Below are 15,220 nucleotides of genomic sequence, written 5' to 3'. Positions count from 1 at the left end.
GAAACTCTTGAAGAGATAGATGACCTTGATGAAGATGTCGAGGAACTTGAACTTGATGAAGACGAAGAATTGGAAGAAATAGAGGAACTTGACGAGGACATCCAGGAAATTGAAATCGATGAGGACATTGAAGAAATAGAGATTGATAAGGATGAAGAGTTAGAAGATGTTGATGAACTTGATGAGGACTCTGAAGAAATTGATATTGAAGATAATGAACTTGAAGAAATTGAAGATGATGAGGAACTTGAAGAAATTGAAGGCCTTGGTGAAGACCAAACCCTTGACGGAATAGATGGCCCGGGAATAGACAGTATCGATGAAGATGAAACTCTTGAAGAGATAGATGACCTTGATGAAGATGTCGAGGAACTTGAATTTGACGAAGACGAAGAATTAGAAGAAATAAAGGAACTTGATGAGGATGAACTCAAAGCTTTAGAAGAGTTTAGAACAAAAAAAGAACTTGCAGAACATTTTGATGAAACATTAGGTGAAAGAGAAAAAAAATATAATAAATATGTCATAGTCCCTGAGGGGAAATATACTATCGGTACAAAAAAAAGTATCAAATCCAGCCTTGAATTACAGCAATTTGACATGCCTGAAGTTTATATCAGCATTTATCCGGTTACCAATTCCTTGTTTGAAATCTTCATCGAGGAGACCGGCTATATCACGACCGCAGAAAAACTGGGCTATGGCAGAGTATATTCTTCAAGGTTTAGAAAAAATGCAACAGGCTCAACCTGGAATAAGAGTGCCGGCTCAGAAGACATAAAAGGTGCCTGCTGGCATAAGCCTTTTGGCCCGGGCTCAAGTCTTCACGAAAAAAGGAATCATCCGGTGGTCCAGGTCAGTGTGGATGATGCCATTGCATTTGCCTCCTGGATCGGAAGACGAATCCCCACCGAAGCAGAATGGGAATCAGCAGCCAGAACAGATATGGGATATAAATATCCCTGGGGTAATGAATTTAATTCCAAGGCGATAAATATTGAGCAAAGTGGACTATCCGACACCAGTGCAGTAGACGAATATGATGCTTTTGCAAACGAATTTAAAATTATCGACATGCTGGGTAATATTTTGGAGTGGACCTCTGACCTGGAAACTCCGCCAATCAAATCAAAAAAACCCGTCAAATACTGCGTTGCAAAAGGTGCTGCCCGGAATGCCAAAGATGATGCAACCATCAGTTCAAGAGCTTTGTTCAAACCCGGATTTACATCAAATACCATAGGGTTTCGATGTATTTCCGAAATTTTTCTATAAATAATATGGATGAATTAACTCAAAGATATCTCGATTTTCTTATCATCGAAAAAGGATTGTCCGATAACAGTGTGGCATCCTATTCAACAGATCTGGCCCAATACATCACTTTTCTTGAAAAAAACAATGTTCTTAATTTAAATGATGTAGATATTACAGTCATTCTTGCCTGGCTTATCGACCTCACCAAAAAGGGGCTTTCAGCCAAATCCAGGGCCAGGCATCTGATTGCTATCCGGGGATTATATAAATTCTTAATCAGTGAAAAAGAAGTGACGAAAAACCCTGTGAAAAATGTTGATATTCCTAAAATCGGTTTGGCACTTCCAAAAATCATGACGGTCAAAGAGGTTGCAGATCTTCTTGAAGCCCCGGATATCAGGAAACCCCGGGAACTGAGGAATTCAGCAATGATGGAAATCATGTACGGAGCAGGCTTAAGGGTATCTGAACTTATCTCGCTATGCCTGCAGGACATTAACCTTGATGCAAACTTTGTAAGAGTGATGGGAAAAGGTTCCAAAGAGCGAATCGTCCCCATTGGTTCCCAGGCAAGATCAATCACACAAAAATGGATCAAGGAGGGCAGACCCTTTCTTTTAAAAAACATTTCAACGCCATATCTCTTTGTTGCAAGGGCCGGCAACCCCATGACCCGTCAATCTTTCTGGAAAATCATCAAAAAATATGCCCTCCTTGCCAATATATCAAAAAATATCATGCCCCATACATTAAGGCATTCGTTTGCAACTCATTTGCTTGAAGGCGGTGCTGATTTAAGATCTGTTCAAACCATGCTGGGTCATTCAGACATATCAACCACACAAATATATACCCACATTTCAAGGGAATACTTGATAAAGATGCATCAAAAATATCACCCGAGAAATTAATCCAATATTTAATTTTCAAAGAACTTACCCGGAAAGTGTTAAAAATAAATTCATGAATTAATCCATATTAGCTGATTGTCAGCAATGGCCAGGCCGTTTTTTCAGCCCAGGATTCTATTTTTTCAAAATTCCTGAAATCTCCTTCCGAAACCCCTTTTTTCTTCATCTTGGATTTCATAACCATTTTAAACATCATATTCAATTTGCTGTAATCAAGCTGGCCCGCAAAGGCCTGTATCTCTTTGGGTTTAACTTTTGGAACTGCTTTTAGTACGGGATTAAAATAGCTTCTGGCAACTTCTTGTGCTCCCTTTGTATTGCACTGGTCCCGATCAGCCCGCCCACAGCCATGGAACTATTTACAATGAATTGCCTTCTTGTCATCTGTTTCATTTTATATTTACCTTTCTTTACAAAATTTATAATTTTTTATGATCTTCTATTTTTTCTTTAATTTTCTGAGTAATCATTCTTTGCTGATCACTATCAAGACTATTATAAAAATTGGTGAATAAAGTTAAATTCTCTGATAACGACGATGACATCATTTCCACATGGGACTGGATCTTTACCGCCATAACTGAAAGGTCAGGGGTCTCTTTTTCAAACTCCAGCAGAGCCTGTTTTTTGAATTCCATCCGCGTTTCCAGACCTTTTTCCATAGTTTCCTGTACCCGGGTACGAAACCCATCATACAATTCCTGCTGTGTATCGGATAAATCAAGGGTTTCAATCCCTTTATCCATGCGCCAGAGGATAAAACTGCCGATTTCTTTTTGTATAAACGACGGCATTCCTCTTTTATGAAACCTGTGCCCATGAGCCGAATTAAATCCACAGGCCCCTGTAATCATCACAAAACCAAAACCGGAAATCACCATTGCCAAGATGGTAATACTTACAATTAAAGTTACTTTTTTCTTTTTTGTCATTTTCATTCTCCTAAATAATAAATTTAATGATAAATTCTATTTCCAATCCTTTTTAAGGATGAGTCAATGATAATGGATAATTGTAAATCAAATATTTCCAACTTGTAAAAAAATGTAAATTCATTGTAAAAGAGATTAAAAAGGATATTTCCATGACAAAAAAAATTCTGATTATCGATGATGATATAAAACTTGTTGAATTACTTTCAGAGTATCTTGGGGGGAATCAATTTGAAATATCTTATATTCTTGACGGCCTGAATGCCCTAAATGAAATAAAGTATAGAACACCTGATTTGATTATTCTTGATTATATGATGCCGGGTAAAGACGGCCTGGAAGTCTTAAGAGAAATCAGAGCCCATCATGATCTTCCCATAATCATGCTGACGGCCAAAGGTGATGAAACAGACAGAATTGTTGGACTCGAACTGGGCGCAGATGACTACCTTCCCAAACCCTTTAATCCAAGAGAGCTTTTGGCAAGGATCAAAGCCATACTTCGTCGTGGAATCGCCCAGCAGCCTTCAAATAACAGTCAAAATAATGACCTTGTTATTCAAGCGGGTGGCCTTATACTTAACAGAGCTGCCCACACCATTAAAGTAAATGGAACAATTGTTGATCTTTCAACGACTGAGTTTAAAATACTTGAAGTATTAATGAAAAACCCCAACAGGGTTCTTAGCCGCGATCAGATAATGACCATGGCGCAGGGAAAGAATTTTATGGCATTTGACAGAAGTATTGATATTCACATCAGCAAATTAAGATCTAAGATAGAAACAGATCCGTCTTTACCCAGAAAAATTAAAACCATCTGGGGAACAGGATATATGTTTGTGGAATCTTTATGAAATTTAAAAGCCTCTATATCAAACTGCTCCTATCCTTTTTAGGGGTTCTTTTTATCACGGAAATCCTGATTCTTGGCCTGTTTATTAGTACAGCAGGGCGCTCTTTCAGGCATTATATTGACAAGCAATCCATTGCTAAACTTTTAATTCTCAAGGAAGTGGCCCAGGAAAAAATCGATAAAACACCTTTGATCCCCCTATCCCAAAACAATGAAATCAAAAAATTGCTTTATACATTCTCTGATCTTTTTAATATCAAAATATGGGTGACCGCACCGGATAAAACTATATTGATAAAGACATTTCCCACACCCATTGATATCCCGGTAAAAAAACTTAAAAAGCATGACGTTTTAAAAGATGGCATAAAACTGTATCATCTATCCAGAAGACATTTAAAATACTATGCACAAATACCCATTGAGGCTGATAGAAAAATTCACACATTACATATTTATCTTCACACGGGACATGAAAAAAAACCTGAAGCAATCTTTCTTTTCGGACTCTTATCCATCGGCATTATTATTGCTATTCTTATTGTTCCGTTAACAAAAATCATAACCAATAGAATCAAACAATTAAACCAGTCCTCTCTTGAATTTGCAGACGGAAACTTAAGCTGCAGAACCGATATCAAGGGCCACGATGAAATTGCGGAGCTAGGAAACTCATTTAATCTCATGGCTGACAAGCTTGAAAAAATGATACAGGGCAACAAAGAACTTACGACCAATATCTCCCATGAACTTCGAAGCCCTCTAACCCGAATCAGGGTATCAAAAGAATTGATTCTGGACAAACTTAATCCAATCGGTGACAAAAATATCAGACGGTATCTGCAAAATATTGATCAGGACATTGATATCCTGGATGATTTGATTGATAAAATTTTAAAATTGTCAAAAATGGACCTTCAGGAATCTCCCCTGTCTGTAGAACAATTAGACTTTAAACTGCTTTTGACAGACCTGGAAAAAAAGTATGAACTATCCTTAAAACAAAAAAATCTGATACTCCAAAAGGATATTAACGGTGTGCTCATCCTCAACACGGATAAAAATATCGTTACCTCTATACTTTCCAACCTTATTGACAATGCCATAAAATACACAAAAAATAGCGGTACCATACAGATCACGGCATTTAAACCAGAAGATGCTATCTTAACCTTCAAGATAACAAATACCTATCGAAAACTTGATCCCCGGGAATTAGAAAATCTTTTTGAACCGTTTTACAGAATAAAAAACAATAAAAATCCAGGATCAGGCCTGGGATTAAGCATTGTAAAAAAACAACTCAAACTATGTAATGGCAAGATTATTGCGGAAAACAGCCAGACAGGTCTAACCTTTGAAGTACAATTTTCAAATCAAAAAATTCCATATTGATTCTTAAATTCCTTTTATGGTATTAGATATGGCTGCTATTTTGTAAAATCAGCAATTAGAAGCTTTTTGCTCAAATTTAATACGGAAAGAATAAAAAATGTCTGGTGAACATCCAATACCATTGAAAAAGCTGCTCATGCAGGTGAATAAGTCTATTTTTGTTATTCAGAATGATGACGGGCTTCATTTTGTAACTAAAGATAATGATTTTTTCATCAATGCTTTTAAAGAAAATACTCTTCATCGTATCAAGGCATTTGTTCCGGCTGTCCGGCTTGAAAACCTGGGTGATGAGAAATTTAAGAAACGGCATTCTTTAAAATATCCGTATATTGCCGGAGCAATGGCCAATGGAATTACGTCTGCGACCATGGTAAAAACCATGGCAGAGAATGGAATGATTGGCTTTTTGGGTGCGGGTGGCCTTAGCCTTGAAAAAATTGAAAAAAATATTATCGAGCTTACAAACACCCTGAAAGACAAACCATTTGGCTTTAACCTGATTCATTCTCTGGGTGATCCAGCCCATGAAATGGCTACGGTTGACCTTTATTTAAAATATAAGATCAAGCTTATCAGTGCAGCAGCATTCATGCGCATGACCCCTGCCCTTGTATACTATCGAATTAAAGGAATTTATAAAAACGATAAAGGACATATTGTTACGCCTAATCATATCATCGCGAAAGTATCGAGGATTGAAATTGCACGACAATTCTTTTCGCCACCACCGGAGAAACTGGTGAATATCCTCCTTGAAAAAGACTTGATTACAAATCAGGAGGCCAAGCTGTCCCAATATATTCCCATGGCCCAGGATCTGACGGCAGAAGCAGACTCGGGCGGACATACGGACAACCGACCGGCCCTGGCTCTATTACCGACCATGATGGCATTAAAAAATGAATTCATGGAAACATACAATTATAAGGAACCTCTGTGCGTTGGGCTTGCAGGGGGGATTGCCACCCCACAATCAGCAGCTGCCGCCTTTTCAATGGGAGCAGCCTATATACTCACTGGATCAATCAATCAATCCTGTGTTGAAGCCGGAATCTGCGAAGATGTTAAAAAGATGCTATGTCAGGCTGAGCAGGCAGATGTGACCATGGCACCTGCAGCAGATATGTTTGAGATCGGTGCAAAGGTCCAGGTTTTAAAACGGGGGACCATGTTTCCTGTAAGAGCTGATAAACTTTATAAATTTTATAAATCTCACAATAGTTTTGATGAAATTGATGAAAAATCAAAGCAGGAGATCCAGGATAAATTTTTACAGGCAACTTTTGAAGAGGCATGGGACTCTACAAAAGACTTTTTCCATAAAACCGGAAATATCAAAGAAATTAAAAGAGCTCAAAATGATCCAAAACATAAAATGGCCCTTGTTTTCAGATCCTATCTCGGCCTTTCATCAAAATGGGCCATCCAGGGCATTCCCCAAAGAAAAATGGATTATCAGATCTGGTGCGGACCCGCTATTGGTGCCTTTAACCAGTGGGTGAAAGGCAGTTTTCTTGAAGCCCATGAAAATCGCAAAACCGATGAAATCGCTTTAAATCTCATGTTCGGTGCCTGTATATGCATCAGGGCATCTATTTTAAGAACCCAGGGGATCGAACTGCCAATGGATGCAAGTCTATTTAAGCCCCTGGGAAAAAAGGAAATTTCCACCTTTCTTTAGCCATCCCTTTCAATGTAAAACTTTTGTCAAATCCTGATCAATTGGATGATTCCCCTGCCTTAAAATAGTATATTGTCTACAATATTTAATTTTTAATTTAGATTCAAAATTTTTAATTATGAGCAAAAAAAATAATAAATACCAAGCAAATTGCGTTGCCATCATCGGTATGGGATGTATCTTCCCAAAATCCAGTAACTTAAAAGAATATTGGCATCTTCTGTTTAACGGCATTGATGCGATTGTTGATATTCCGGATGATACCCATTGGAAATTAAAAGACTATTTTGATCAAGACCCCTCCACACCTGATCATATCTATTGCAAAAAGGGTGGTTTTCTTCCTGCTATCACCTTTGACCCTGTAAGTTACGGTATCCCGCCCAATAATATAGACGCCACGGACACATCCCAGCTTTTGGGACTTGAAGTAGCAAGAATGGCCCTTGAAGATGCCGGATACCCGATGAATCATCCTGTTCTTGAACAAAAAAAGGTCAATGTCATTTTAGGGGTTACCGGAACCCAGGAGCTGGTTATTCCTTTGGGTGCACGGCTTGGACATCCTATCTGGAAAAAAGCTTTGGAAGATTCCGGAATCAATGATGAAAAAAAAGACGAAGTCATTCAAAGAATACAAGGCGATTATGTCCAATGGCAGGAGAACTCATTTCCAGGCCTTCTTGGCAATGTTGTTGCCGGTAGAATCGCAAACCGTTTAAACCTTTCCGGAACAAATACAGTGACAGATGCTGCCTGTGCAAGTTCTTTGTCTGCCATTCATACGGCGGTTATGGAACTTGTTTCCAGAAAATGCGATATGTCCGTTACCGGTGGTGTGGATACTTTGAATGATATTTTCATGCACATGTGCTTTGCAAAAACCGGAGTTTTGTCACACACCAGTGATGCAAAACCATTTTCAAAAGATGCAGACGGTACCGTCCTGGGTGAAGGTATCGGGATGCTGGTTTTAAAACGTCTTGAAGATGCTCAAAAGGATAATGACAGAATTTATGCCGTTATTAAAGGAATCGGCACTTCAAGCGATGGCAGAACCTCTGCCATTTATGCCCCGAATTCAAAAGGACAACTTAAAGCATTAAACGAAGCTTACCACGAGGCAGGTATTGACCCTTCCACTGTTGAACTCGTGGAAGCCCATGGAACCGGTACACGGGTTGGCGATAAAGTGGAGTTTGACGCATTAAAAGAATGCTTTGAGCAATCTTCTGAAAAGAATCAAACCACCATTAGTTCGGTTAAATCCATGATCGGCCATACCAAGGCTGCTGCAGGGGCTGCAGGGATTATAAAGACTGCTCTCTGCCTTTACAACAAGGTCCTTCCCCCTACGTTAAAAGCTTTGGAACCTGACCCGGAACTCGATATCAACAATTCTTCGTTTTATTTAAACCCTGAATCTAAACCATGGGTATCGAAAACACCCGTAGAATCATCGGGTCATCCCAGAAGATCCGGTGTCAGTGCATTTGGTTTTGGCGGAAGCAATTTCCATGTGATTTTGGAAGAATACACTCCTTCAAAATCTCATGTTTCCTGGGATGGGGCTATACAAATCATTGCCTTTTCAGCTGATACAAAGGATGAACTCTTAGACAAACTCCATGCGTTTCAAACAGATTTAAATGAAATAAGAGACGTTCAGGAAGAAAGGCAGACCATCGCCTGGAAGTCCTATGAATCAAGGCAGAACTTTTCAGTCAGCCATGATTTCAGACTGCTGATTGTTCATAAAAGAGATGACAATATTCAAAAAAATCTAAATAATGCCAAAATAAGCATTGATACAGACAGATCACAACCAAATATCTATTTTTCATCTGTCACAAAACCCGGGGGAAAATCAGGGAAACTCGGCTTTTTATTTCCAGGCCAGGGAAGCCAGTACACCGGCATGGGAAAAGATCTTGTTTCTGTATTTCCTGAAGCTTTAGAAACGATAGAACTGGCAGCAGATATCTTTTCCAAAGAAAGCAACACTGCATCAGGATATAAACCTTTAAATGAATATATATTCCCCTCTCCACCCCATTTGCAGACAAAAACAAACTCGGAAGAAGACCTTCGCCAAACTGACATTGCCCAGCCCGCGATAGGTGCAATATCCCTTGCCATGATTAAAGTGTTAAAAAGATTTGGCATACAACCTGAAACAACCTGTGGTCACAGTTTTGGAGAATTATCAGCCCTTTGTTCAGCCGACTGGATGGATGAAGACTCTTTTCTTAAGCTTGCTGTTGAACGGGGCAAACATATGGCGAATGCCGGGTCCAACCAGGATGGTGATTCGGGTAGTATGCTTGCTGTTCAAGCCTCTTTGGAAGATATTGAGGTACTGATAAAAGAAGAAACGCTTGATTTAATCCTGGCAAATAGAAACAATAAAAACCAGGGGGTTCTATCCGGCTCAACTAAGGAAATTCTTCGTGCAAAAAAGATATGCAAACAAAAAAAGCTTAGAGCTGTTAAACTTCCTGTTGCTGCAGCATTTCACAGCAAACTTGTTCAAAATGCCGTAACGCCTTTTAGAGAAAATTTATCCTCAAAAGCATTCTCCCCTACATCTATTGACGTCCTCTCAAACACCACAGGAAAACCTTATATTAAAAAAGAAGCTGAAATCAAAAAGATCCTTGGAAACCAATTGATAAACCCGGTTAATTTTGTTGAAAATATTGAGGGTATGCTTGATAGAGACGTATCTGTTTTTATAGAAGTCGGTCCCAAGGCTGTTTTAACAGGCCTTATAAAACCAGTTTTACGAGAGAATGATATTACAGCGGTTTCTCTTGACGCATCTTCAGGAAAAAAATCAGGCATTGAAGATCTTGCCCATGTATTGTGCATGATCGCCTCAAAGGGATTTGCTGTTGATCTTACCCAGTGGGAAGATGCAGCAAAAAAGCCTGAGACAAAAAAAATGAGAATACAACTTTCAGGTGCTAATCCTAAACCGGAAAACAACTGCAGCATTCCAAAATCAAAACCGGAACCATCACAAAAACAAATAATTAATGAAAACAGGTCGATTTTAAAAGGATCTGATATGACATCTCAAGACACACAAAGACCAAAAACACCAAGAAATGACAACAGCAATCTTACTCTACCAGCTTATGAAGCCATGAGAATGGTTCAAAAAGGGCTTGAAGCCATGCAGCAGCTTCAAACGCAAACTGCCCGGGCTCATGAGAAATTTCTCGATACACAGGCCCAGGCAAGTAAAACCCTTGCGAGCATGATGGACCAAACCCGAAATCTTGCCGCTAATACATCTATTATACATTCTGCCCCCCCGCCTGCAATGGCGGAACCCAGTCCTGAACCTGTCCATCGGGAAAATGATGACATTGTAATTTCTCAACCTTCTTCCAATCACAACGTCACTCAAGAACTTGAACCTGATATTCAAATAGATACACCACAAATAGTTGAAACAGACCTGCCTGCTGAGTCTGAAAATAATAATTTCGATGCTCAAACTGAACAAATCCTCTTTGAAATCGTAAGCAAGTTGACAGGTTTCCCTGTTGAAATGCTGGAATCCGATATGGACATTGAATCCGATCTTGGTATTGATTCAATTAAAAAAGTGGAGATTATTTCAGAACTTGAAAAGCAAATCCCTTCCTGTGAAGGCTTAACTACTGAAAGTATCGGTTCTGTAAGGACCTTGAAAAATATTAGTAATGCCATACAAAATGAAACAGTCCCTGTCATTGTAACCACTGCTGCTGAAGCGGACATTGACTCCACTGACAGTATAGACTCTTATCAAGCCGTTTCAACAGTACTGCTTAATACCATAAGTGAATTAACCGGCTTTCCTGTAGAGATGCTCGAACCTTCCATGAATCTTGAATCAGATCTGGGAATTGATTCCATTAAACGGGTGGAAATTCTTTCAAAACTTGAGCAGGAACTGGATCATATTGAGACCATTTCTTCCGATGACATTGCAAATCTGAAAACCATTGAAGAGATCATTACATATCTGACAAAAAGTGATCAAAAAACAATTGTTGAAGCTAAAAAAAAATTACCAGAGTCCAATATTGAACTCCCAAAAGAGTCAAATCAGGCAGAATCAAATCCAAAAGAATCAAATGATATTCGCTTAGATAAAAAACTGACACGGCAGGTTGTTTCTTTACAGGAATATCCAACCAATCAGATCCGGTTCTATAATGGCGCTAAAATTGAGATAGCGCCTAACAAAAAAGTCTACATTACTAAAGACAGCTCGGATATAGCCAACCGGTTTAAAACGGAATTTGAAAAATTAGGAATAGATGCAGACCTGATTGATATCAGCAAAGAAAATATTCCAGACTTGCCCGATGCAGCAGGTCTTGTTCTGGTACCGGATTCTTTTAGTAAAAATAATGCGGACACTTCCATAAATTTTTTGAAATCCGCATTCCTGCTGGTAAAAAAGAATGCCGGTTATCTCATGGATTCCGGTTCCCAAAAAGGTGCATTTTTAACAACCGTCTCCTTTCTAGGCGGGGGATTTGGATTTTCAGGCAAGGCTTTCAATAGTGATCCAATATACGGGGGACTTGCAGGCCTTGCAAAGACAGCCAGTCTTGAGTGGAAAAATGTTCTAATCAGGGCATTGGACATGCCTGATTCCAAAGAAAAATGTATGGAAAATGCTGAAGCTGCAGTCTCTTTAATGATGACCCATGGCTCTGTCGAAATGGGCCTGGATGGAGACAGCTGTAATATCCCAACTTTAATTGATCAGGACCTGAACTATGGCAATGTTGACCTTTCACCTGATGATGTAGTCGTCATTACAGGTGGTGCCAAAGGTGTTACTGCAGCATGTGCTATAGAAATAGCAAAAAAATATTCCCCCACCATTATTCTTATCGGCAGATCAGAAGCTCCATCTTCAGAACCTGAATGGGTTAAAAACATTCATAACGACCCTGGCATACTTAAAAAAGCCATACTCGTCCATAAATTTAAAGGCCAGACACCAAAACCCGCTGATATAGAAAAAATATATCAAACAATCATCTCCAACCGGGAAGTCCAAAAAAACATTCAATTGATGAATGAAAATGGCTCAAAGGTTAGATACTTCTCAGCAGATATAAGGGATTCAAAAGAAATTGACAGAGTTTTTAAAACCATACGAAAAGAGTTCAACCCTATAACAGCAATCATTCACGGTGCAGGTATCCTTGAAGACAAGCTGATTATTGATAAACATATTGATCAGTTCACCAATGTGCTGGAAACAAAAATCAAGGGACTTGAAGCCCTCTTGTCTGCGTCGAAACAGGACAAACTCAAACATTTTGTTTTGTTTTCTTCCATTGCTGCCCGTACAGGAAACAAGGGACAATGTGACTATGCAATGGCAAATGAAATATTAAATAAGACGGCTCAAAAACTGGCATTAGAGAACTCTGACTGTAAATTTCTGTCTATCAACTGGGGCCCATGGGAAGGCGGGATGGTTGATTACTCTTTGAAAAAAGAATTTCTAAAAAGAGGGATTGAACTGATTCCTTTAAAGACCGGAGCCAGACAATTATTAAAAGAGATGGGAAGCAAAGAGAAAAATGGTCCTGAAGTAATCATTGGCGCACACCTTTTAAAACCTAAAAAATCAAAAGAACCGAAACTTACAAAAGCAATGACCCTGTCTTTAGGTTTATCATCAACACCTGTTTTAGCCTCCCATCAGATAGCAGGAGAACCTGTCGTCCCTTTTGCATTATTAATGGACTGTCACGCCCATGCAGCCATTAAAAACAATCCAGGCCTTGTTTTTGCCGGAATGGACAACATGCGGCTTTTAAAAGGTATTAAACCTGGAAATAAAAATTTAAGTATTAATATAAACATAGGAAAATGCAAACCAGGTGAAAATGAATATGAGACTCTCAGCAATATCACCTCCGGAAATGACAGCAAACATTCATTCATTCATTCAAGTTGTACCGTTATATTAAAAGATAGGCTACCGAAACCACCCATGCTGTCCAAAGCCGCTTTCATGGCATTAAAACCCTATTCTTTAACAGCAAAACAGGCTTATCTTGATGTTCTTTTTCATGGAAAGGCTTTGCAAGGCATTAAATCCATCAATGGATATTCTAAAAAAGGTATTGAGATTATTACACGTTTGGCACCGAATCCTGATCAATGGTTTAAAAATCCTTATCATTCAAAATGGTGTATTGAGCCAATGATGCTGGATGCGGCTTTCCAGGCTGCCATACTCTGGTCGCATGAGAGAATGGGACAGGTTTGCCTGCCAAGCTTTATCGCCAATTTAAGGTTGTATTCATCCTTTGAAAAATTAAAAGGCGATATTCGAATCCTCTTTACGGTAAATGAAGAAAGTAAAACCAAAATTAAAGGCTATTTTACCTTTCTTAATGAAGAAAATATTGTTGTCGCCAGTATCACTGGATTTGAAGCGATTACTGATCCGTCTTTAAATGAAAAATTCAAAAACAAACCTCTTTTTTCAAAAGAATCCATTCTTGCATTTGCCCAGGGGAATCCTTCCGAAGCATTTGGAGATAAGTATAAAATATTTGATCAAGAAAGGCAGATCGCACGCCTTCCCAGACCACCTTACTTCTTTATGGACCGGGTACTTAAGGCAGATCATCCACAATGGGAAATGAAACCGGGCGGGTGGATTGAAACTCAATATGATATTCCAAAAGATGCCTGGTATTTTAACGCCAACAGAACCCAAACCTTACCCTTTTGCATCCTCCTTGAGATTGCACTTCAACCCTGCGGCTGGCTGGCTGCATATGCCGGTTCCGCACTTGAAAGTGACGAGAGACTCCATTTTCGAAATCTGGGGGGCAAAGCCACGCTGATTCAGTCTTTATCCAATAATTGCGGTACCATCACTATTAGAAACCGGATGACGGATGTATCCAAAGCAGGCAGTATGATTATTCAGGACTATGATATAGAAGTATTAAAGGATGGCAATGCGGTATATAAGGGAACAACCAATTTTGGTTTTTTTACACAACAAGCCCTTTCAAATCAGCTCGGTATCAGAAACAGCCGATTTAAGGAGTATTCATTATCCAAATCGGATCTTGACCTGAATCTTGAAAAGATAAAAAGCTATCAGTTCAAAAATGATGCTCCTTTAACACCCGAGGACAAAAATCACGATAGCAACAATGGAATGCCTTCAAAGGCTCTGAGAATGATTGATAATATTGAAGTCTTAAGCTTTGATGCCGGTCTTTATGGAAAAGGGTATGTTAAAGCCGTAAAAATGGTTGACCCTTCAGAATGGTTTTTCAAGGCACATTTTCATCAGGACCCTGTCTGTCCTGGATCACTGGGAGTAGAATCCTTTCTTCAAATGCTCCGATTTTTTCTTCTTAAAAAATTTGATATCCCGGCAAGTGAGTATGAAACCCAAACGGTACAAGGCCACACCCATGAATGGATCTACAGAGGCCAAATCATACCTTCAAATAAAAAAATAGAAATCCATGCACACATAAAAGATGTCAATCATGAAAATGATACCTATTCTGTTATAGCAGATGGCGCTCTTATGGTTGATGACATCTGTATTTATGAAATGAAAGATTTCAGTCTTGATTTCAATAAGGCTCACCCATCAGAACAAACAAAAAAGATAAAACAAATATCTGAAAGAAGATAAAAAAGCTATATTAAAAACACAAAAGGCCCTGAGCATGACATTTCATACTCAGGGCCTTTTGTAAAAAATGAACCGGCAACGTTCTACTCTCCCACACAGTCTCCCATGCAGTACCATCGACGCTAAAGAGCTTAACTTCCGTGTTCGAGATGGGTACGGGTGTGACCTCTTTGCCATTGTCACCGGTTCAAAGTGTTACCTCAGAAAGTCCTGTTTTGGCCATATCTTCGTTATCCTCAAATTTTTATCCTCAGAATACATGAGTATGCTTCCGGTAAAAATCCTTGTCTGCCTTGATCTGTCTCAAAACATACCTTCCTCAGGCAACACTTTATCAATTATTGTTGTAGAAAATATTGTTTAATATGTCCGCACTAAAGCGTTTAAAGTTATTGGGGTAAGAAGTGGCTAAGCCTCACGACCTATTAGTACCAGTTAGCTGAACACATTACTGTGCTTACACACCTGGCCTATCAACCTTGTAGT

8 protein-coding genes and 2 rRNA genes are annotated in these 15,220 nt (G+C 39.1%); 6 read left to right on the top strand and 4 right to left on the bottom strand.

The genetic code is table 11. From position 1 onward, the window contains the following. The coding region (locus K8S13_RS20470; protein WP_291465505.1) for an SUMF1/EgtB/PvdO family nonheme iron enzyme at positions 1-1,275 on the top strand (1,275 nt) is incomplete at its 5' end. Beyond that, on the top strand, positions 1,251-2,168 hold the full coding sequence (gene xerD / locus K8S13_RS20465; RefSeq protein ID WP_367172783.1) for a site-specific tyrosine recombinase XerD: 918 nt from the start codon (positions 1,251-1,253) through the stop codon (positions 2,166-2,168). The genes K8S13_RS20470 and xerD, both read left to right, overlap by 25 nt. Before the next feature lie 67 nt (positions 2,169-2,235). On the opposite strand, the gene K8S13_RS25810 is transcribed toward xerD, so the two are convergent. Both K8S13_RS25810 and K8S13_RS20455 read right to left on the bottom strand, forming a co-directional pair. After that, the gene (locus K8S13_RS25810; protein WP_367172782.1) at positions 2,236-2,364 is read right to left on the bottom strand and encodes a hypothetical protein; all 129 of its coding nucleotides are present in this window, start codon (positions 2,362-2,364) and stop codon (positions 2,236-2,238) included. A gap of 223 nt (positions 2,365-2,587) precedes the next feature. Then, positions 2,588-3,100 carry a Spy/CpxP family protein refolding chaperone gene (locus K8S13_RS20455; protein WP_291465503.1) on the bottom strand — a complete coding sequence of 171 codons (513 nt, stop codon included), beginning with the start codon at positions 3,098-3,100 and terminating at the stop codon, positions 2,588-2,590. A gap of 152 nt (positions 3,101-3,252) precedes the next feature. Here K8S13_RS20455 and K8S13_RS20450 point away from each other — a divergent pair, with 152 nt between their 5' ends. The 4 genes from K8S13_RS20450 to K8S13_RS20435 all read left to right on the top strand — a co-directional run bounded on the left by K8S13_RS20450 (position 3,253) and on the right by K8S13_RS20435 (position 14,734). Continuing rightward, complete coding sequence (locus tag K8S13_RS20450) at positions 3,253-3,957, top strand: response regulator (RefSeq protein WP_291465501.1); 705 nt, start codon at positions 3,253-3,255, stop codon at positions 3,955-3,957. Then, positions 3,954-5,351, top strand: a complete 1,398-nt coding sequence (locus K8S13_RS20445) for a HAMP domain-containing sensor histidine kinase (protein WP_291465499.1) — start codon at positions 3,954-3,956, stop codon at positions 5,349-5,351. Before K8S13_RS20450 ends, K8S13_RS20445 begins: the two co-directional genes overlap by 4 nt. Before the next feature lie 97 nt (positions 5,352-5,448). Continuing rightward, entirely contained in the window at positions 5,449-7,035 is a 1,587-nt protein-coding gene (locus K8S13_RS20440) for a PfaD family polyunsaturated fatty acid/polyketide biosynthesis protein (RefSeq protein WP_291465498.1), read from the top strand. A gap of 118 nt (positions 7,036-7,153) precedes the next feature. Next, entirely contained in the window at positions 7,154-14,734 is a 7,581-nt protein-coding gene (locus K8S13_RS20435) for a type I polyketide synthase (protein ID WP_291465496.1), read from the top strand. Between the two features lie 70 nt (positions 14,735-14,804). Here K8S13_RS20435 and rrf read toward each other — a convergent pair. Continuing rightward, a 5S ribosomal RNA gene (gene rrf / locus K8S13_RS20430) occupies positions 14,805-14,921 on the bottom strand. A 217-nt stretch (positions 14,922-15,138) separates the two neighbouring features. Further along, a 23S ribosomal RNA gene (locus tag K8S13_RS20425) occupies positions 15,139-15,220 on the bottom strand; the annotation flags it as partial.

It is taken from the genome of Desulfobacula sp., from assembly GCF_021107415.1.
The sequence above is the reverse complement of the archived record's forward strand: the minus strand, read 5'-3'. Positions and strand labels throughout refer to the sequence as shown.